Annotated in this window: 20 protein-coding genes and 1 pseudogene; 11 read left to right on the top strand and 10 right to left on the bottom strand. The window is 48.0% G+C overall.

From position 1 onward, the window contains the following. Positions 1-17 precede the first annotated feature (17 nt). Both QUB63_RS06365 and ispE read right to left on the bottom strand, forming a co-directional pair. On the bottom strand, positions 18-371 hold the full coding sequence (locus QUB63_RS06365) for a DUF3082 domain-containing protein (RefSeq protein WP_332943957.1): 354 nt from the start codon (positions 369-371) through the stop codon (positions 18-20). A 183-nt stretch (positions 372-554) separates the two neighbouring features. Continuing rightward, on the bottom strand, positions 555-1532 hold the full coding sequence (ispE, locus tag QUB63_RS06370) for a 4-(cytidine 5'-diphospho)-2-C-methyl-D-erythritol kinase (protein ID WP_332943958.1): 978 nt from the start codon (positions 1530-1532) through the stop codon (positions 555-557). 90 nt (positions 1533-1622) lie between these two features. On the opposite strand from ispE, the gene QUB63_RS06375 reads away from it, so the two are divergent. Beyond that, on the top strand, positions 1623-3050 hold the full coding sequence (locus QUB63_RS06375) for a sensor histidine kinase (RefSeq protein WP_332943959.1): 1428 nt from the start codon (positions 1623-1625) through the stop codon (positions 3048-3050). Positions 3051-3280: 230 nt separating this feature from the next. Here QUB63_RS06375 and rsmA read toward each other — a convergent pair whose 3' ends face one another. After that, entirely contained in the window at positions 3281-4102 is an 822-nt protein-coding gene (gene rsmA / locus QUB63_RS06380) for a 16S rRNA (adenine(1518)-N(6)/adenine(1519)-N(6))-dimethyltransferase RsmA (RefSeq protein ID WP_332943960.1), read from the bottom strand. Between the two features lie 215 nt (positions 4103-4317). On the opposite strand from rsmA, the gene galK reads away from it, so the two are divergent. Continuing rightward, on the top strand, positions 4318-5397 hold the full coding sequence (galK, locus tag QUB63_RS06385) for a galactokinase (RefSeq protein ID WP_332943961.1): 1080 nt from the start codon (positions 4318-4320) through the stop codon (positions 5395-5397). Here the strand turns inward: galK and QUB63_RS06390 are convergent. The 3 genes from QUB63_RS06390 to QUB63_RS06400 form a co-directional block, all read right to left on the bottom strand. Further along, positions 5387-5761 (bottom strand): signal peptidase I, encoded by a 375-nt coding sequence (locus QUB63_RS06390; RefSeq protein ID WP_332943962.1) that lies wholly within the window; start codon positions 5759-5761, stop codon positions 5387-5389. The two genes, galK and QUB63_RS06390, sit on opposite strands and share 11 nt — an antisense overlap. A gap of 486 nt (positions 5762-6247) precedes the next feature. After that, positions 6248-6940, bottom strand: a complete 693-nt coding sequence (locus tag QUB63_RS06395; RefSeq protein ID WP_332943963.1) for an SRPBCC family protein — start codon at positions 6938-6940, stop codon at positions 6248-6250. 18 nt (positions 6941-6958) lie between these two features. Continuing rightward, entirely contained in the window at positions 6959-8122 is a 1164-nt protein-coding gene (locus QUB63_RS06400; RefSeq protein ID WP_332943964.1) for a baeRF3 domain-containing protein, read from the bottom strand. A 252-nt stretch (positions 8123-8374) separates the two neighbouring features. On the opposite strand from QUB63_RS06400, the gene QUB63_RS06405 reads away from it, so the two are divergent. The 5 genes and pseudogenes from QUB63_RS06405 to QUB63_RS06425 form a co-directional block, all read left to right on the top strand. Continuing rightward, positions 8375-9052, top strand: a complete 678-nt coding sequence (locus QUB63_RS06405) for a DUF2834 domain-containing protein (protein ID WP_332943965.1) — start codon at positions 8375-8377, stop codon at positions 9050-9052. Between the two features lie 177 nt (positions 9053-9229). Continuing rightward, entirely contained in the window at positions 9230-9760 is a 531-nt protein-coding gene (locus QUB63_RS06410; protein ID WP_332943966.1) for a class I SAM-dependent methyltransferase, read from the top strand. A 477-nt stretch (positions 9761-10237) separates the two neighbouring features. Then, on the top strand, positions 10238-10879 hold the full coding sequence (ycaC, locus tag QUB63_RS06415) for an isochorismate family cysteine hydrolase YcaC (protein ID WP_332943967.1): 642 nt from the start codon (positions 10238-10240) through the stop codon (positions 10877-10879). 225 nt (positions 10880-11104) lie between these two features. Then, entirely contained in the window at positions 11105-11773 is a 669-nt protein-coding gene (locus tag QUB63_RS06420) for an antibiotic biosynthesis monooxygenase (protein WP_332943968.1), read from the top strand. Positions 11774-12014: 241 nt separating this feature from the next. Further along, a pseudogene (locus QUB63_RS06425) lies at positions 12015-12305 on the top strand (transaldolase family protein); the annotation flags it as partial. Positions 12306-12453: 148 nt separating this feature from the next. Here QUB63_RS06425 and QUB63_RS06430 read toward each other — a convergent pair. Further along, complete coding sequence (locus QUB63_RS06430; RefSeq protein WP_332943969.1) at positions 12454-12732, bottom strand: photosystem I reaction center subunit PsaK; 279 nt, start codon at positions 12730-12732, stop codon at positions 12454-12456. Position 12733: 1 nt separating this feature from the next. Between QUB63_RS06430 and QUB63_RS06435 the strand changes: the two genes are divergently transcribed. Continuing rightward, positions 12734-12907 carry a hypothetical protein gene (locus QUB63_RS06435; RefSeq protein WP_332943970.1) on the top strand — a complete coding sequence of 58 codons (174 nt, stop codon included), beginning with the start codon at positions 12734-12736 and terminating at the stop codon, positions 12905-12907. 124 nt (positions 12908-13031) lie between these two features. Here the strand turns inward: QUB63_RS06435 and QUB63_RS06440 are convergent, their stop codons facing one another. After that, positions 13032-13244, bottom strand: coding sequence for a chlorophyll a/b-binding protein (locus QUB63_RS06440; protein ID WP_293261442.1), 213 nt, complete (start codon positions 13242-13244; stop codon positions 13032-13034). A 406-nt stretch (positions 13245-13650) separates the two neighbouring features. After that, the gene (locus tag QUB63_RS06445) at positions 13651-13788 is read right to left on the bottom strand and encodes a hypothetical protein (RefSeq protein WP_293297880.1); all 138 of its coding nucleotides are present in this window, start codon (positions 13786-13788) and stop codon (positions 13651-13653) included. On the opposite strand from QUB63_RS06445, the gene hflX reads away from it, so the two are divergent. After that, positions 13781-15421 carry a GTPase HflX gene (hflX, locus tag QUB63_RS06450; RefSeq protein ID WP_332944228.1) on the top strand — a complete coding sequence of 547 codons (1641 nt, stop codon included), beginning with the start codon at positions 13781-13783 and terminating at the stop codon, positions 15419-15421. The genes QUB63_RS06445 and hflX overlap by 8 nt on opposite strands. Before the next feature lie 583 nt (positions 15422-16004). Here hflX and QUB63_RS06455 read toward each other — a convergent pair. Then, positions 16005-16418 carry a hypothetical protein gene (locus tag QUB63_RS06455; RefSeq protein ID WP_332943971.1) on the bottom strand — a complete coding sequence of 138 codons (414 nt, stop codon included), beginning with the start codon at positions 16416-16418 and terminating at the stop codon, positions 16005-16007. Between the two features lie 436 nt (positions 16419-16854). On the opposite strand from QUB63_RS06455, the gene grxC reads away from it, so the two are divergent. After that, positions 16855-17118: a glutaredoxin 3 gene (grxC, locus tag QUB63_RS06460; RefSeq protein ID WP_332943972.1), complete on the top strand. Its 264-nt coding sequence runs from the start codon at positions 16855-16857 to the stop codon at positions 17116-17118. A gap of 67 nt (positions 17119-17185) precedes the next feature. Then, a complete protein-coding gene (gene gshB, locus QUB63_RS06465) occupies positions 17186-18160 on the top strand; it encodes a glutathione synthase (RefSeq protein WP_332943973.1) in 975 nt (324 codons plus the stop codon). Positions 18161-18244 lie beyond the last annotated feature (84 nt).

Below are 18244 nucleotides of genomic sequence, written 5' to 3' on the forward strand. Positions count from 1 at the left end.
TCTGTAGGCTGATGGTTTCAACCTGCGGGTTTTTTCACCAACTTTTCAATCAAAATTTGCAAACCCAGCAGCATCAAACCGACAGCCGCCAGCCCAAACACGCCCGTACCCAAAGCCACCATTCCCACTACCAAAGTTCGCACGGCGACACTAATTTTAAGCACAGTAATATTGGTGGAATGCACGGGCTTGCTAGCAAAATTTAGAGCGATCGACATAGTTAGCGAATACAAACCAAAAGCGAACACACTCGCGATCAGCGAACCAGTCACGCACCGCAAAACTGTCGGCTGCCGAGAAGATGCAGGCGTTGCATCCGCCGCCGAACTTAGAGGTTGAGAAGTAGAATTTGGAGTAGTTAAATCAGCCATTGCCATTTTAGATTTGAGATGTTAGATTTTAGCTCTCTGGTTAATTCACCCAAACTAAAATCTGTGTTTGCTGACATTTTATCAGTTCTTCGAGCTCAATAGAATCCGTGCAAAGTTAGATTCATTTTGACGGATCGCCCCCATCGGCGTTTAACGGGCGATCGCGATCGCACCATCTGCGAGTTAAACCCTCGCAATCGGCGGTTTCGTATCATTTCCTTCCGAAAAAATCCGAATCCCAGTATTGCTAAACTTTGCTACCCAAAAATCCAAATCGGGAGAAGCGATCGCACTTTTCACCCGTTCCCTCACCTGCTGAGCCTGCTCTTGAGACTCGCACAGCGCAAACACCGTCGGCCCGGAACCCGACATCATCGTACCCAAAACCCCCGCCGACTCAAAGGCAGAGCGCAATTGCAACACCTGCGGGTACACGGGCAAAGCAACTTTTTCTAAATCGTTATGCAGCAATTGACCAATTTTAGATCGATCTTTTTGGGCGATCGCCCCCACCATCGGCCCCGAATGCAGCCGTTCCCGGCGACAGTCCAAATCCTCTGCTGCACAATAGGAACTACTGAACTGCTGGCGATAAGTTTGATACGCCCACGCCGTAGAAATACTGAGATTGCGAAACTTCGCCAGCACCACAGAAAAACCCCCCAAATCCGGCAGCGGAGACAGTTTATCCCCGCGGCCGGTTGCCAAAGCCGTACCTCCTCCAATGCAAAAAGGCACATCCGAACCCAAAGTTCCCCCCAACTCTTGCAACTCCGACTGAGTAAGTCCCAATTGCCACAGCAAATCCATCCCGACTAAAACTGCGGCCGCATTTGCAGAACCGCCGGCGAGCCCGGCAGCCACCGGAATCTGCTTGTGAATGGCAATCTCGACTCCGCCGTATTTTGCCAAAGCATCGGGGAATTGCTTCGCCAACAAATCCGCCGCCCGGTAAGCGAGGTTATTCTTGTCGGGCGGGACTTGCGGGTGATCGCACCGCACGCGGATCGTGTCCGTACCGATCGCGCGCAAGTCAATTCGATCGGCTAAATCTATGCTTTGAAGAACCATCGCCAGTTCGTGATATCCGTCGGGGCGATCGCCTATTATTTCCAAATACAGATTGATTTTTGCTGAAGCTAGCAGAGAATATGAACGCATAGGTGATTAAGCGGCGGGTTAAATAAACCCCTGGTTGAAATTAATTGACACGAGTCAGAGTCCATTTTCTCACAACTCAAAGGAAATATTATGCAGGAAATGTGGAAAACTTTTTTTAGTTCCGGGTCATTTATTCCTCACGGTCACTGCTATCTCTGGCAGACCAAGTTAGTCTGGCTTCACGTAGCCTCAGATTCAATAATTGCGATCGCCTATTTTTCTATCCCGATTACACTGGTTTACTTTATTTCCAAACGCGAAGATTTGCCCTTTGACTGGATCTTTGCCATGTTTGGAGCCTTTATCGTCGCCTGCGGGATCACTCACATATTTGAAATCTGGACTCTTTGGCATCCTACCTATTGGCTTTCAGGAAGCATGAAAGCAATTACCGCCACTATTTCCTTCGCTACAGCCATACTTTTAGTAAACTTGATCCCTCAAGCCCTCGCCCTTCCCAGTCCCGCACAGCTAGCACTAGCAAACAGCCTCCTAGAAGCTGAAATAGTCGAGCGCCAATCAGCAGAAACAGCACTGAAAAAAGCTAAAGACGAGCTAGAAATTAGAGTTGATGAACGCACCGCACAGTTAAAGCAACAAACTCTACAGCTAGAAAAAACTTTGTTAGAATTGCAGCAAACTCAAGCCAAGCTCATTCAAAGCGAAAAAATGTCATCTCTGGGGCAAGTAGTAGCAGGTGTCGCCCACGAAATTAACAATCCCGTGAACTTCATTTACGGCAATCTGACTCCGCTTGACGAGTATGCCCACAGTCTGCTGGAAATCGCCGATATCTACGAACAGCAGTATCCAAATCCCTTACCGCGAGTCAAAGAAAAACTCCTATCTCTAGATTTAGATTTTATCAGAGAAGACTGGCCAAAAATCTTATCTTCCATGAAAACAGGGGCTGAGAGAATCCGCAATATTGTCAAGTCGCTGCGGAATTTTTCGAGGCTTGACGAAGCAGAAATGAAATTAGCTGATATCCACGAAGGTATTGACAGCACGCTGATGATGTTGCAAAACCGCCTGAATCCCAAACCTGATTCTCCCGGCATTGAAATTATTAAAAACTACGGCAATTTACTGAAATTCGAGTGCTATCCCGGACAGCTAAATCAGGTATTTATCAATATATTCAATAATGCTATTGATGCTTTCGAGGACGATAATGAAGACCCGCAACTTGCCGACAAAACCAAGCCCAAAATCCTCAGAATTTCTACCAGAGTTTTAGAGGGAAAATGGGTAGAAATCAGAATTTTTAACAATGGGCCCGGAATGACCGAGGAGGTAGTCGAGCAGATATTTAATCCTTTTTTTACAACGAAACCTGTAGGTAAAGGTACCGGACTGGGTTTGTCGGTATGCTATCAAATTATCACCGAAAGACACAAAGGAGAATTGCAGTGTATTTCAGCCCCGGGACAGGGTACGGAATTTATTATTCAAATTCCGATTAGCGTTAAAGAATCAGTCATCAGTCATCAGTCATTAGTCATCAGTCATCAGTAGGTCAACTGTCAACTGTCATCAGTCAACTGTCATCAGTAAGTCATCAGTAAGTCAACTGTCAACTGTCAACTGTCAACTGTCAACTGTCAACTGTCAACTGTCATCAGTCATCAGTAGACTTCTTGCATAAATCTTTGATTGATAGGCGAACCGCAGATGCACCCGACAGATGCAACCGACGATGCAACGCAGATAATTTCAAGATAAGAAAGCTTGGGAGTGCAAGAATTCTAGTCATCGGAAAACAAATTATTGCTCAAATTTACCCATTGCGCCACGCTTAAATCTTCGGCGCGAGATTGAGGATTTATCTGTAACTCTTCTAACAATTGAACGAGTTTATCTAAATCCACAGATCCTTTCAAATTATTTCGCAGCATCTTGCGCTTGCTGCCAAATCCCAACTTGACTAAAGTCTCCAAATAGCGCGGATTAACCGCTGGCGTTTCTATCTGTCTGGGAACCAGCCGCACCACGGCAGAATCGACTTTGGGCGGCGGATAAAAGTCTCTTGACGGCACATCGCAAATTAACTCGCATTCTGCTAAATACTGCACCCGCACCGACCAGGCGCCAAAAGCTGTCGAACCCGGTTTAGCGTAAAGCCTTTGGGCTACTTCTTTCTGCACTAACAGCACGATCGCATCGAAGGGTTTAGCAGCAGGCACAGATATCGTTCCCAGCAGTTTTTGCAGGATCGGGCCGGTGATATTATAGGGAATGTTGGCAACAACTTTATTAGGATTGTGGAATTTGGGAAAAGCCGTTAGTTCAGCCTCTAAGTCCATTTCCAGGAAATCGCCTTGCAGCAGTAAAAAGTTGTCGGTTTTGCCGAGTTGCTTGGCTAGCTGCACGCACAAATCTCGATCGATCTCCACAGCAACAACAGACTCAGCCGCAGCCAGCAAGCGCCGAGTCAGAATCCCAGTGCCCGGCCCGATTTCCAGGACGGCAGAGCCCTCCAAACTCGCCGCTTTCACAATCTTATCTAAGGCTTTCTCGCTTTTGAGCCAATGTTGAGCAAACTGTTTCCGGGGTCTGGTCGATCGCATTTTTTGAATTCTTGGAGAAATCTTAGCCTGTCATTCTATCACAACCTCATCTTTTTTCCCAACCTACAGTCATGTTTATTTTTGTTAACAGGGGTTGAATTCAGCAAAAAACTTGGGCAGTATAAAAGGATAAACGATAAAAAATAAATTTATTTCTTCCCCATTACCAATTCCCAATTCGCAATTCCCAATTCCCAATTACCAATTCCCCAAAAATGAACTTCCAACGAATATTTGGTACATTACCCAAAACCCAAGCCAGCGCCCCTGGCAGAGTAAATATGCTGGGCGAACACACAGACTACAACGACGGATTTGTACTTCCGACTGCAATTCCCCAGCGCACAACAGTACAAATCGGATTCAGCAGCGACGCTCGACACCATTTTTATTCAGCAGAATATGACGAACTCATAAATTTTTCAGACGACGATACCATACCGCAAAAATTCGTCAGTTATATCTGCGGCTGCATCAGACTTTTAGAAAAAGAAGGATACAAAATACCGCCAATAAATCTCTACATTACCTCGAATGTGCCGATCGGCGCCGGTTTGTCCAGCAGCGCCGCATTAGAAATAGCCACCCTCAGAGGGATGCGCGCGCTCCTCAACATCCCCCTAGACGACGTGCGGCTGGCTCAAATCGGACAGCTAGCCGAAATCCGCTATGCCGGCTTGAACTGCGGCATCATGGATCAAATGGCGTCGAGTTTAGCAGACACCAACACCATGTTATTTCTCGACACCCGCAGCCTCGAATCGCGCCCGGTACGCTTTCCCACAGGCACAGAAATTTTAGTCATTGACAGCGGTGAAAGCCACAACCTAGCCGCCGGAAGCGGCTACAACCAGCGGCGCGCTGAGTGCGAGGAATCCGCCCGGATATTGGGAGTTAAAGCCCTCAGGGATATCACCGATCCCAAAGCAGTCGAAGTATTGCCCGAACCTCTCAAAAGGCGATCGCGCCACGTCGTTACCGAAAACAACCGCGTGCTCGAAGCACTAAAATCTTTGCCAGCAGAGCGTTTCGGCGACTTAATGAATGCTTCCCACGCGAGTATGCGCGACGACTACGAAGTTTCGGTGCTAGCAGTAGATGCACTGGCGGCAATCTTGCAGTCAATCCCCGGAGTCTTCGGCGCGAGGCTGACGGGCGGAGGTTTTGGCGGTGCTTGCGTAGCGCTGGTTGAGAGTGGCAAAGCGGATGTTATCGCCTCAGAGGCGATCGATCGCTACCAGCGCGCGGGTTATAACGGCCGCGTTTTGGTTCCCGAAATTAAAGTTAATTCTTAACGCCAGAACTATCTCCCGACAGGGAAGGCCAGCGCACAGTCACGATCGCCGAATCCTCCTCGGCCGACCAATAATGAGGCACTCCCGGCTGCCACAGAGCATAATCTCCTTCGCGAGAAAGCAAGATTTCTTGCTCGGGAAATTGCAGGCGAAACCGCCCTTTTACCAGGATAGAAAGCGTGGTGGCTGCCGCATTTACCGCCCACTGAGTCCTACAATCTCCGGCGGGGTGAGTGCCCCATTTTACCTCTAAAACAGAAGTCGATCGCGGGTCATCTTCAGGCGTCATAAAGTGACCCGCAAACCAACCGCCGCGACTTGCACCTTCAGCGCCCGCATTTCCAAAAACCACTTGAGATGACATCAGCTAATAATCTAAAAAACAAATAGATTGATAACACAAACTCTACGTTTTGTACTCAAGGACATCCCGCTCGTCAGTGAAGGTCGTAGGGACACAGCAGTGCCCAAGGCGTGTCAACTTAAGCTTTTAGTCCGCCTGTCCTCCCGCCCACCCGTTAGTCCTAAGCGGGAATGAATTCCCCCTCTTATAGCGAAAGTCCTCTCAAAGAGGACTAATGAGTTCTTCAGTCCTCTTTGAGAGGACTTTCGCTCCATCGGCAGGGGTTTCAACAAGAGCCGGACTAAGGGTTGTACGTTAAGTTGACACCAATGAGCTTGGCCTTAGTCCCTACAAGGGCTTACCCCCAAAAATGCTGTATTATATCATGTCCGGTCGATTACCCTGATTCCTGTAGGGGCGGGTTCACCAACAATAATCGCCAAAAACCGACAATCTAAAAAACCCGCCCCGGCTGATGTATTATGCGCGATCGATACGGACACGATATTACTTGCGACCCGAAGATTGGCCCTCCGTCGTAGCTATTTCCCCAGCTTCCATAAACTGCTTAAAGCGGCGCAAATCATTGGCAATTTGCTGTTCGGGAGCTTCGCCAAATAGTTTAGCAGCACCAGCAGCAATTGCACCGCCCGGAGGGTTGTATTCGATGACAACTTTTACCTCTGTACCCCGTCCTGCGGGTGCCGGTTGAAAGCGCACAAAACCAGAATTGTCAACATCAGATCCTTCAACAGACGCCCAAGCAATTAAGCGATTTTCTTCTTCGCGGACAATCTCTGCATCCCATTCCACACTATTGCCCATCGGCGCGCTCGCAATCCAGTGAGAACGTTTTTCATCTATTACCGTAACGTGTTTGAGATGCTTCATAAACCGAGGCAAATTTTCAAAATTGCGCCATAAACGGTACAATTCCTCAGCCGGTTTGTCGATCGTCACCGTCTTTTCAACTTTAATGCTTTGATTCGGATCGGCAGCCGACTGCAAACCCTCCACAACCCCCAGCCCGCGAGCCGCTAAACCGCCGCCCGCAACCGCCAGCAAAGCACCTCGCAAAGAACGCTGCGACAAACCAAAAAGCACCAGCGCGCCGCCGCCAATTAAAGATGCCCAGCGTTCGGTATCGCCGGTGTTAGTTTGGTTTTGTTTGTCGGAATTTGTCATTGAAGTAGATTCCATTGGTTTAAAACTGGTAAATTAATAGCGGAAAATAGCAGCTAAAGGTGCCTCGTCCGGAACTTTTTCCGGCGGCACCGCGTAAACAGTTCCGCCGTTGAGAATAGTTTGAATTGCCGCGGCATTCAACAAATCTTCGTCGCCCAATTCTGCTTCGGGGTGGATTTGCACCGAGTTCGTATCGGGATTAAAACTACCCCACTGCTGAACGCCAAGAGCAACAAATAGTCGATCGACCCGTCCAAAATAAGCAGCCGAAACAGCTTCTTTCAAATCAGCAGAAATTTTATCGCTTCCTGTCAGATCGCGGTATTGCGCGATCGCCTCCGACTGAGCCTGCAAAAACAAAGGTTCCACCAGCGGCAAAGCTTCGGCCCGCAACTCTTCCGGCTTGAGAAGTTTCTGATTGCCTGTAATTCCTTCTTCAAATAAATGCGGGTAGGTATTGGCTTCTCGGTAAAGCGGGAGCAAATACTCAACTCCAGCTAACACTAAAGGAGCTTTTTTATTGCGCAAATATTCGTGCAGCGCCGCATCGATTATGTGGAAATACTGCAATATTTCCTGCTGGGGTTCATCTCGATCCGGACTTCCTTGACCGTGAAAACTTCCCGGATGCTGAAAAGAATTATTAGTGCCTCCTTTTGAAGTAGCAATCCGAAACTGACCATCTTTAGCAGTAGGGTCATATTGCAGAGCCTCCTCAAGGCTTTTCGGCAAGTTTTCAACTTCAACTTCCCGAGCACTGTAAGCCGTACACTCAATCAGCCTCACTTCCTTTTTACTGAGGGCTAAAACATAAAATAAATTATTTCCTGTCAGCATAGGCATCAGCGGTTTGACGTGAAAATTGTCGCTCACAACCACTAATTCATCAAAATTCACCGGACAGGTATAGTAGCGGAAAAATCCCGAACCGACAAAAATCGCCAGCAGGTTGCTTTGATTTTCCCAAAAGTTTTCCTGGTCAATTTCTGCTCGGACTGGTTCTAGCAATTCCCCAGCTTCTTTTTTGTCAAATCCGTACTCTACTATTTTGTCTTCAGCCTCTCTGATTAAATTTTTGAACCGAATCGGGTTTTGTTGAATTTCTGTTCCTTGAGCGACTGGCATATAAATTGAGACGCACAATCCAGGAGATTGTTGTACCAGCGCTTTGAGTTCCTCTACAGATATTAAATTCACCGCTGAAACTCCTTTGCTAAGGGGTTATGTAATGAAAACAACCGATGCTTTAAAATGTATCTCTCCTGACGCGGCCCCTGCGTCTGCCTAAAGTAAGGATCGCCTGCTGTAGAGCCTTTCATCCCGGAACTAAAACGGGGTTTGCAGCCGCTGTTCCAATCGAACTGCTTATCACTTAAGATAGACGCCGCTAACTCGGCCGCTACTTTACCATAATTTAGTTTAGTCGGGTTCAACTACTCGTTATATCTGATGAAAACAAAAATATTTCTGGGGTTGCTGTGGGCAACATTTATTGCCTACACCTTGCTGCTAGCTCCTCTCGATCGGCCCGGAACGCTAACAGTTATTGAAAAAATGCTCAAATTGCAGCTAGAAGGAATTAACCCCTACCTGGTAACGGTATTCGCTCTCATGGGAGTGTGGCCGATGGTCTACGCTTGCTTCCTATTTATTGATGAGAGAACCCAAAATATATCCGCTTGGCCTGCTTTCATTGCTTCCAACGGCGCCGGCATCATCGGCTTAATTCCCTACTTACTCCTGCGCCAGCCTCAGCCACAATTTTCGGGCCGCAAAGATATGTCGATCAAAATATCAGACTCCCGCTGGACAGGCATTGTACTTTTACTAACTACTCTCTGGCTGTTAGCTTGGGCTTGGTTAAATGGAGATTGGGGAGATTATGTCAGGCAGTGGCAATCAATTCCTTTTGTGCATTTAATAACTTGGGATTGTTGCTTGATGGCTGTAATATTTCCCTCACTTTTGGGAGACGACATGGCACGCCGCGGACTCTCGGACGATCGCATTTTTTGGGCAGTGTCTCTAGTTCCGCTGTTAGGGCCGCTAGTTTATCTTTGTCTGCGCCCCCCTCTGCCAGAATCTCCAACAGAAATCGCCACTTTCCCACTGACAGCCAGAAATTGAAACATTGAAAAATTTGGTAGTGTTCAAGATGTAATGAATATTCAAGCCGCAACGGGATTAACAAACGCTCAAAAAGCGACATTGAGAGGGTTAGGGGCGATCGCGTAGTCTGTGTGTACCGTGGAGAAAGATTTTAATTGCCCTGAAAATCTCGATCGCCACTTATGAGGTCACTCTATGGAGCCAAATGATACATCGGCCCGCTACGACCGAATTGCCCAATGGTGGCAAACTGAGCATCAAGATTCAACCTACGGGATTGCCCAATTAGAACGGGCGATAAAATTTACTTCTAAGCAGCACGCAGCACTTGATGTCGGGTGTGGAAGCAGCGGGCGTTTTATCAACAGTTTCTCCAAGCATGGATTTCAGCCTGAAGGACTTGATATTTCTAGGGAAATGATCGATTTAGCCCAGCGGCTACATCCAGAAATCACGTTTTACCGGGAAGACATTTGTGATTGGCTGCCACCGAAACTTTACAGCCTGATTGCAGCGTGGGATAGCACGTTTCATCTGCCAATCAACAGGCAAGCGCCTGTGATACAAAAGCTATGCGACGCGCTTGAACCCAATGGAGTGATCCTGTTCACTTGTGGTGGCGGACATACAATCCGCGAGGTTTCGGGAGCATTTCAAGGTCAAGACTTTGATTACAGCACTTTGGGTGTAGATACTTTCCTGCAAATTTTGGTTGAGCATCACTGAACCTGCCGCCATCTGGAATATGATCAGTATCCTGAAAATCATGTTTATATCATTGCCCAAAAGACCTAATTTATCATTCGCACCATTAAAGTGTGGGATGTCGCAACTGGTGGCTGTATTAGGACGTTGATGGGCGATCGGGTCTATGAAGGCATGAATATTCAAGGGGCAACTGGATTGACGCTCGCTCAAAAATCGACATTGAAAGCGTTAGGGGCGTTGGTGTAACCTGTGTCGAGATTAGGGCGATCGCGTTAACTTAGCGCTTAACTTGCGGATCTTGAGTGGTGAAATTTGGTAAGATTTTGCAAACTGAGTTCATGCCGCAACAGGTTACGCCATAAGCCATTTAGAGGAAATAGACGTTTCGCTTGTAATAAAAAATCACATTTAAGTTGTACAACTCAAGGCTTTCTGATTCTTGACTCCATTCTGCAATTCCTCATTCAACCATAACCCAAATAGGAGAAATACCTGATGTCTACATTCAAATACAACCGTCTAGACAAGAATAATGCTGCGGTTCTGCTGGTCGATCACCAAACTGGACTGTTCTCACTTGTGCGTGATATTGGTGCCGCCGACTTCAAAAATAATGTGCTGGCCCTGGCAAGTGCAGCCAAATTTTTCAACCTCCCTACAGTTTTGACAACTAGCTTTGAGCAAGGCCCCAATGGAGTCATCATCCCTGAACTGAAGGAGAAGTTTCCAGATGCTCCCTTTATTCCGCGTCCCGGACAAATCAACGCTTGGGACAACGAGGACTTTGTTAAAGCAGTAGAAGCAACAGGTAAAAAGCAATTGATCGTGGCCGGAATTGTCACTGATGTATGTGTTACTTTTTGTGCGCTTTCGGCATTGGAGGCAGGTTATGAGGTTTTTGTTGTCACCGATGCCTCTGGAACCTTCGATGAAGCCTGTCGCTATGCAGCTTGGGAGCGAATGTCTCGTGCTGGAGTTCAGTTGGTCAATTGGTTTAGCGTTGTGTGTGAATTGCACCGTGACTGGCGCAACGATATTGAAGGACTGGGTAGTCTGTTAGCAGAGTTTATTCCTGACTACAAAAACCTGATGACCAGCTATGCAGCAACGGCAAATGCTGGATCTCCTAATAAGTAGTGAGAAAGCGCCTAGTTTATTTAGCTCGTGTGTAACTGAGTTAATATTGTCATCGCTAGGTTATCAATTTTACGTGGAACGTAGCGGTGACAACAACTTTGTTGTAAGTCACGTAGAGGGTGTTTTTAATAGCTATTCTCAAGGATTGTAAGTCTTTTTTTAGTCATTTCATCTCAGGCAAAACCCTCTCGATCGCATTCGTTAATCTCCCTTCTGTTTCAAGACGTGCTGCCGAAAATTGCCCAGCAATTTGATGTCTCTAGGGTCGTTGTTTTGAATAAAACTTTTCTCTCAGTTAATTCTCTAAATTCTATGTTGGAAGAACCGTTGGCGAGCAATACCAGTGAAGACAACTATCTAGTCACCGCTGTGATCTCTCATGTAGTGAAACCGGGGCGCGAGCAAGGTTACGAAGCATGGTTTCATGGCATCGCCGCAGATGCACGAAAATCCAAGGGACATCTGGGTGTCAGCACTATTCGACCCCAGGATCACGCTCATCCTGAGTACGTGGTCATTCTCAAGTTCGATTGCTACGACAATCTCAAGGTTTGGCTTGAATCTGATGTTCGGCGAGAGTGGATTGAGCGATTGCAGCCATTGATTGAAAGGCCAGAAGATATTCAAACCCTTACCGGATTGGAAACCTGGTTTACGCTGCCCAATAAATCGATGAAGGCTCCACCCCCTCGCTACAAAATGGCGTTAGTTACATGGTTGGGAGTGTTTTTTACCATTTCTATTCTCAATCGTTTGCTGGTACCGCTACTATCATGGCTTCCTGCGTTGCTCACAACTCTGACGATCACAGGTCTCACTGTTATGTTGCTCACCTATTTGGTCATGCCGCGCTTAACACAATTATTTCGCAAATGGCTATATCCCATTCGATAAAATGATATGAATTTGTGGCGCTGCGGCGACGGGCACAATCGGTTGGGCTGGATAATTTTGAGCGAAGTTGGATTACCAACAGTAAGTTGCAGCCCTAGATTGATGACGATGGACTATGAGGGGTGCTGCCAAACTTTCAAAGCTTGCAAGCTGCAATTGAATCGAAGAAATACGATCTCGACTTCAGTACACTAGCCCACCAACATATCAAGCTATCCGCTCGGCCTAAAATGGTTATGTTCAAGTTGATCTGACTCCTCACTCGCTATTGCAGGCCCAAAGTGCGATCGCTGAAGCTCAAATCCTTTGGCGTTCGGTCGGCTGGTGTAATTTAATGCTCAGAATTCCAGCCGCTCAAATCATGCTGCCGGCGATTGAACAACTCATTTGCGATCGTATTAACGTCAATGCAACGTTCGTGTTTTCTCAGACAACCTATGAGCCAGTAGGGGATGCTTATCTCCGAGGATTAGAAAGCCTCATTCAGCAAGGAGAATCTGTGAGTGAGATTGCTTGTTTTACCAGCTTCTAGATTGCTCGTTTAGATGCAGTTATTCATCCAATTCTAGAGAAAATTAAAATTAGGGGTGAGTGCTTTTCACTTACCCCTGCCATTTTTTGTCCGCCGTTTAACCAACGAATTGCAGCAACAAATCGCCAAAACAGCCGCGCCATTGCTACTAGATAGCCTTGTCGATACTCAGCGCCAAAATCGCGAATACTCCCAGCAAATGACCGGCGCTCATGCAAGCGAGAAATGCCGGTACGCTAACATTGTTGAACAGAGAGGGGAAGGGCAAAGGCATTTTCGGCCCGACGTGGGGATACCAAATTCTGCGACTGATAACTAGCAACGCTAAGATATTGCAAACAAACATCACTAGAGGCTTTTGCCAATTTCCTGATGCTGTGTCAGTCAGAGTGGATTCTACTACTGCCAGTAAATTTGAGTTAATCATTGTGGATGCTCCTATTTTTCATAAAGTATCAGAAATGCTCGATGAGATTTCTTGCCAACAATACAGCAGGGGCGATCGGCTTTACGCAATAAATATCTGTTTTGCTCTCAATATTCACCGCGCCAGCGGAGCGCCCCCACCCGCAATCGTCGAATCACAGCAAGAAGTCTTTTAATGCCATTCAAAAGTAACGAAAGATACAAAGGGACAAAACCCTACTCGCTGCCATTTGTAACTTTTAGGCTGTCTGGCAGTTGCGGCATTTCCTCATGCTGCCAGACAGGAAAGACTGCTCGTTATTAGCGAGCGATGTAGGTAGGCAGAAAGTGCAGTATGTCGCGCAGAACGCTATATCCAGCCATGTCCCAAAGCAAATAAGCTAAGAAACCGATCATCGCTAAGCGACCGTTCCAAAGTTCTGCTTGCGGGTTTAAGCCAAACAGAAAGGCGTTCCGATCTTTGCCGTTGTAGGCATTAGCTGTTGGAGGTAAGTTTGTAGGACGGGTTTCCATGTTTTTACATTCCTTAACAATGTTTCGCTTATCATCGTAGCGACCTAATTTCTAGTTTGCTATCTGCCGATAGGCTCAAAATACACACAAGTCTAAAGGAGGATTTTGAGACCAAAAATAAGTGTTAAGTTTTGTTAAAAAGTATTTTTTAAGCGATCGCCTGTATCTGTAGATACTAAAGACAACTGCAAGTAGAGATGGCTGCAGTGAAAGCCTCGCGGAGCCTCCGGGGCGGCAAACAACGGCGCCCGATACCCGACAATGCTGACTCCGCGAGCTCCCAGAGGGAAAAAAAACTACTAAATTTCCACTGCAAACCCGAACACGATCGCCCTGGAGTTAACTAAAATAGGAAATAGATAGAACGATCGGGAGAAACAGTTATCGAAACCATCTACGGCAATCTTCAGGGTTTAAAGTCCAGCCAGCTCAAGCAACTCGAAAAGCTGTACCACCAGCGACTACCGGGCGATCGCATCACCACGGCAGAATTCGCCCAGCGTGTCGCCGCCATCAGCACCGAAATAGACAAACCAATCTGCACCTACATCAACCGCCGCGGACAAGTAATTCGCGTCGGCGTCGGTACACCCCGCCAAACGCAGATTGCGCCCCTAGAATTGCCCCGCTACGGGGGAGGTCGCCTCAGCGGCATTCGCTGCATCGCCACCCACCTGAAGCCAGAAACCCCAAGCGAAGCAGCCCTCACCGCCATGGCAATTCAGCGCCTCGATGCCCTCGTTTGGCTGACGCTGACCGGCGGAGGATTTCAGCGCCGCGGCGGCGGTGCGACGGGTTACATCCAAGAAACTTATCTCGCTCATTTGATACCCCAGGGAGACAGGCCAAATTTTGAGTTCTCTGTGTTGAGCGCTCAGTTAGAACCAGCTTCAACTGATGAAATAGAAGAGCTTTCAATTCAAAACTCACCCATCAAAACTCAAAACTTTCCCTGGAAAATATCAGAACCACTGAGTTTGGACGACCTCGCAGACCAAGACTTTCTGGAGTTGGTGGAAGGACTCGAAGCAGACTTTCAAGCAGAGTTTGTCGCTAAGCAGGTCGATGCAGACGAAGATAAAGTGCTGCTGGTGGGTGTCATGACTCAGCAGATGACTCTGCTGGATTTTGAGGACGGACTCGCAGAAATCACGCGGCTGGTGGAAAGCGCCGGAGGTCAGGTACTCCAAACAGTTCGTCAAAAACGATCGCGCCCCCATCCGCAGACAGTCGTCGGCGAAGGCAAAGTTCAAGAAATTTCCCTCACCGCTCAGACGATTAGCGCTAACCTCGTGGTATTCGATCGCGACTTGTCTCCCGCACAAATACGGAACTTGGAAACTCTGATCGGTATCCGCGTAGTCGATCGCACGGAGGTAATTCTCGACATCTTCGCCCAAAGAGCGCGATCGAGCGAGGGTAAATTGCAAGTCGAACTCGCTCAGCTAGAGTACGCACTGCCCCGCCTGACAGGTCGCGGTCAGGCAATGTCGAGACAAGGCGGCGGCATCGGTACCAGAGGCCCGGGGGAAACTAAACTCGAAACAGAACGCCGGACGATCGCCAAACGCATTTCAAGATTGCAGCAAGAAGTAAATCAACTGCTCGCCCACCGCTTTCGGCTGCGGCAGAACCGGCACCACATGGACGTACCCTCAGTGGCGATCGTCGGCTACACAAACGCCGGTAAATCGACTCTGCTCAACCTGCTCACCAATTCCGAGGTCTACGCAGCCGATCAGTTATTTGCCACCCTCGACCCCACCACCCGACGGCTGACGATTCCCAACGGCATCAGCGGCGAACCTTTGTCGATCGTCCTCACAGATACAGTGGGCTTTATTCGCGAACTGCCCCCGTCCTTGATCGACGCTTTTCGGGCTACCCTCGAAGAAGTCACAGACGCCGATGCTTTGCTGCACCTCGTCGATCTCTCTCATCCGGCATGGCAGAGCCAAATTCGATCGGTCATGAATATTTTGACAGATATGCCCGTAACTCCCGGGCCCGCCCTTGTAGTTTTTAACAAAATCGATGCCGTAGATGGAGATACTCTCGCCCTCGCCAGAGAAGAGTTTCCTCAAGCCGTATTTATCTCGGCCGCCAAAGGTCTCGGGATGGAAAGCCTCCGCGATCGACTAGCTCAGCTCATTCAATACGCCCTCTACCCTCGGTAAATACTTAAATATTCCTTTTAAGTAGTTGACATTCGGGAATACACGTACATATACTGAGGACAGATCGAGTCGAAGCATGAGACTATAAAAGAGTAGTCAGATTGTAGATTGCCAAGTACAATACAGCAGAGCCTGTTTGAGCTCGGTTACATAGTTAATTTCAGGAGGCGCCGGTCAAGGTAAAAACTCTCTTGGTTAATGGCTGTAAGGGCAGTTGATTGAGAGGTTGCCCAAAGATGTTGCGAGACGGTGCAAACCATCGTAGGTGGGGCTAGGGTGAAATAAAATAAGATGATGAAAGTGTTTGGGCGATCGCCTCAAGCACTATACTATCTTTTACAGGCGCCCGGGAGAGAAAAAAATCAATTTATGGTAAGAACTCTAAAATCCAGACCCGCCGTGCAGCGCTAATCTCTAGCACTATTTCTATAATTCCGATTTTACCACTGTTTAACTAAATAGTTATGTGTACGCCACTGGCAAAACTAGCAATTGGACTCTCTGCCACAATGGCAACAGGGTTCTACTATCTAGCTGCCGCCCCTCCGGCTTCAGCAGCAATCGATGTGTGCGGGCCCGGAAACTATTCCAGTGCCTGCGTGCCTGACAGTTCCCCCAGCCCGACATCACCAACACCCGTACCAGAACCAGTACCGACATCACCAGCATCCTTGCGAGACCCGGTACCGTCCGAGCCGCTAGTCGAATCACCATCACCAACACCGATAGTAGAGCCAACAGCGTCGCCGTCGGTAGTCGAATCACCAGCACCAGCACCGATAGTAGAGCCAACAGCGTCGCCGTCGGCAGTCGAATCACCAGCAGCATCCGCGATAATAGTAGAGCCCGTAGCGCCGGTGGCTCCTGTCGAATCACCACCACCAACACAAGATCTGATACCGCTATTGGAAGAAACCCAGGTACCTGCGGCGATCCAAAACCCGATCGCGCCAGTGCCTGCGCCCATAGCGACGCCTTTGCCGACTTTTCCAAACATCTACACAAACCCCCCCGTCCTGAGGACAACAACTATCCCAGAACCGGGTAGTGTGGTAGCACTCCTGTTGACAGGCGCAGGAATCATCTGTTTCAGCAGAAAACGAAACAAGCAGGTCGGTCAGCAACGGTAGGCAGGCCCAAGCTGCTGCTTGCGCATCAAAATCTCTCCGTTTCTTGAAGCGCGGGTGTTTTTTTTATTTTTAGGTAAAAGTTAAAAAAATGTATACACAATCACCTTACAGCTTTCGGGCTGCAACTATAGCAGAAGGAAGAAGGCTTTAGTTATCAAAAAGAGAAGTCAGAAGCAATCCACCGCATCATCCAAGTGCCATGCGAGAACGTAGTAACCGTCGGGCGCTGTTGCTGTATATAAAAATTAAAATAAGATTGGTTAAGATTACAATAAAAAAATATTCTTATTGTTTGAGCGTCCCATGACCCCTAAAGTAGAAATTTACACTTGGAGAACCTGCCCGTTTTGCATTCGTGCTAAAGCACTGCTGAAGCAAAAAGGGGTTGATTTTACAGAATATGCGATCGACGGAGATCGAGCCGCAAGGGATAAAATGACCGATCGAGCCAACGGAGGCCGCACCCTGCCCCAGATATTCATTAACGACCAACACGTAGGCGGCTGCGACGACCTCCACGAACTCGATGCTCAAGGCCGGCTAGACCCGCTGCTAGCAGCAAAATGAGGCATTCCCCGTTAAATTTTGAGTTTGCCCAATTTTACCTTCGACCAATTCTTAATTGTAACTGATAATGAAATTTGCATTCATCATCGATCCCCTCCCTCGACTAATTCCAGCACACGATACCAGCGTAGCGCTGATGGAAGCAGCTCAACAGTTGGGTCACGAAGTCTGGGCGACTCAAGCCAACGAATTAAGCATCATCGGCGGCAAAACCTGGGCAATGCTCAGTCGGGTAGCCCTCAGCCCAGTAACACAGGTAGAGGGACGCTGGGAAGCCGCTGAGGCTTGGTACGAGGTAGAATCGCCTACATTGCAGCCACTCGAAGCAATGGACGCAGTATTTATGCGGACCGATCCCCCAGTCAACGTTCCTTACCTCTACGCAACTTACCTTCTAGACGGCATCGATCCCGCGAAAACTTTGGTAGTTAACAGTCCCAAAGGATTGCGGGCGGCGAATGAAAAGATGTATGCTTTGCAATTTGAGGGAGCGATCCCCGAAACAATTGTTTCTCAAAACAAGCAGGTAATTCGGCAATTTGTTGAGAAAAAAGGAGCCGCAGTTCTTAAACCCTTGGGCGGCAAAGCTGGCGAGGGGATTTTGTTCTTGGAAGCGGGCGATCGCAATCTCAACTCCCTGGTCGAAATTAGCACTCAACAAGGGCAAATTCCAGTGATGGTTCAGACTTATCTCCCCGAAGCAAAAGAGGGAGACAAGCGGATAATTCTGTTGAACGGCAAGCCCATCGGTGCTATCAACCGCATTCCCACCGGCAATGAATTTCGGGGCAACATGGCCGTCGGCGGCCGAGTCGCAAAAACAGAAATTACCGATCGCGAACATCAAATTTGCCAGCAGTTAGCACCGGTGCTGCAACGAGACGGACTGTACTTTGTCGGCATTGATATCATCGGCGGTTATCTCACCGAAGTTAATGTCACCAGCCCTACAGGCATCCGAGAAATTGACTTGTTTGACGGCGTTAGTTTGGGCAAACAAGTAATTGAATGGACAGTCTCGCAGCCAGAAACTAGAAGTTAGAACCTAACCGAGAATTAGTCATGAGCCAATTATTTTGATTTTTAGAAATTAAAAAAAATCGCCCTTTTTTTAATGCCAAAAGCT

This window comes from Microcoleus sp. ARI1-B5 (assembly GCF_036705795.1).
Lineage (GTDB): Bacteria > Cyanobacteriota > Cyanobacteriia > Cyanobacteriales > Microcoleaceae > Microcoleus.

Coding starts and splice junctions, on each gene's coding strand:
- galK (WP_332943961.1), top strand. CDS start 4,318: ATGAACTTCCAACGAATATTTGGTACATTACCCAAAACCCAAGCCAGC.
- gshB (WP_332943973.1), top strand. CDS start 17,186: ATGAAATTTGCATTCATCATCGATCCCCTCCCTCGACTAATTCCAGCA.
- ispE (WP_332943958.1), bottom strand. CDS start 1,532: ATGCGTTCATATTCTCTGCTAGCTTCAGCAAAAATCAATCTGTATTTG.
- QUB63_RS06395 (WP_332943963.1), bottom strand. CDS start 6,940: ATGGAATCTACTTCAATGACAAATTCCGACAAACAAAACCAAACTAAC.
- grxC (WP_332943972.1), top strand. CDS start 16,855: ATGACCCCTAAAGTAGAAATTTACACTTGGAGAACCTGCCCGTTTTGC.
- QUB63_RS06375 (WP_332943959.1), top strand. CDS start 1,623: ATGCAGGAAATGTGGAAAACTTTTTTTAGTTCCGGGTCATTTATTCCT.
- QUB63_RS06455 (WP_332943971.1), bottom strand. CDS start 16,418: ATGTTTGGAAAAGTCGGCAAAGGCGTCGCTATGGGCGCAGGCACTGGC.
- QUB63_RS06440 (WP_293261442.1), bottom strand. CDS start 13,244: ATGGAAACCCGTCCTACAAACTTACCTCCAACAGCTAATGCCTACAAC.
- rsmA (WP_332943960.1), bottom strand. CDS start 4,102: ATGCGATCGACCAGACCCCGGAAACAGTTTGCTCAACATTGGCTCAAA.
- QUB63_RS06390 (WP_332943962.1), bottom strand. CDS start 5,761: ATGTCATCTCAAGTGGTTTTTGGAAATGCGGGCGCTGAAGGTGCAAGT.
- ycaC (WP_332943967.1), top strand. CDS start 10,238: ATGTCTACATTCAAATACAACCGTCTAGACAAGAATAATGCTGCGGTT.
- QUB63_RS06405 (WP_332943965.1), top strand. CDS start 8,375: ATGAAAACAAAAATATTTCTGGGGTTGCTGTGGGCAACATTTATTGCC.
- QUB63_RS06410 (WP_332943966.1), top strand. CDS start 9,230: ATGGAGCCAAATGATACATCGGCCCGCTACGACCGAATTGCCCAATGG.
- QUB63_RS06430 (WP_332943969.1), bottom strand. CDS start 12,732: ATGATTAACTCAAATTTACTGGCAGTAGTAGAATCCACTCTGACTGAC.
- QUB63_RS06365 (WP_332943957.1), bottom strand. CDS start 371: ATGGCTGATTTAACTACTCCAAATTCTACTTCTCAACCTCTAAGTTCG.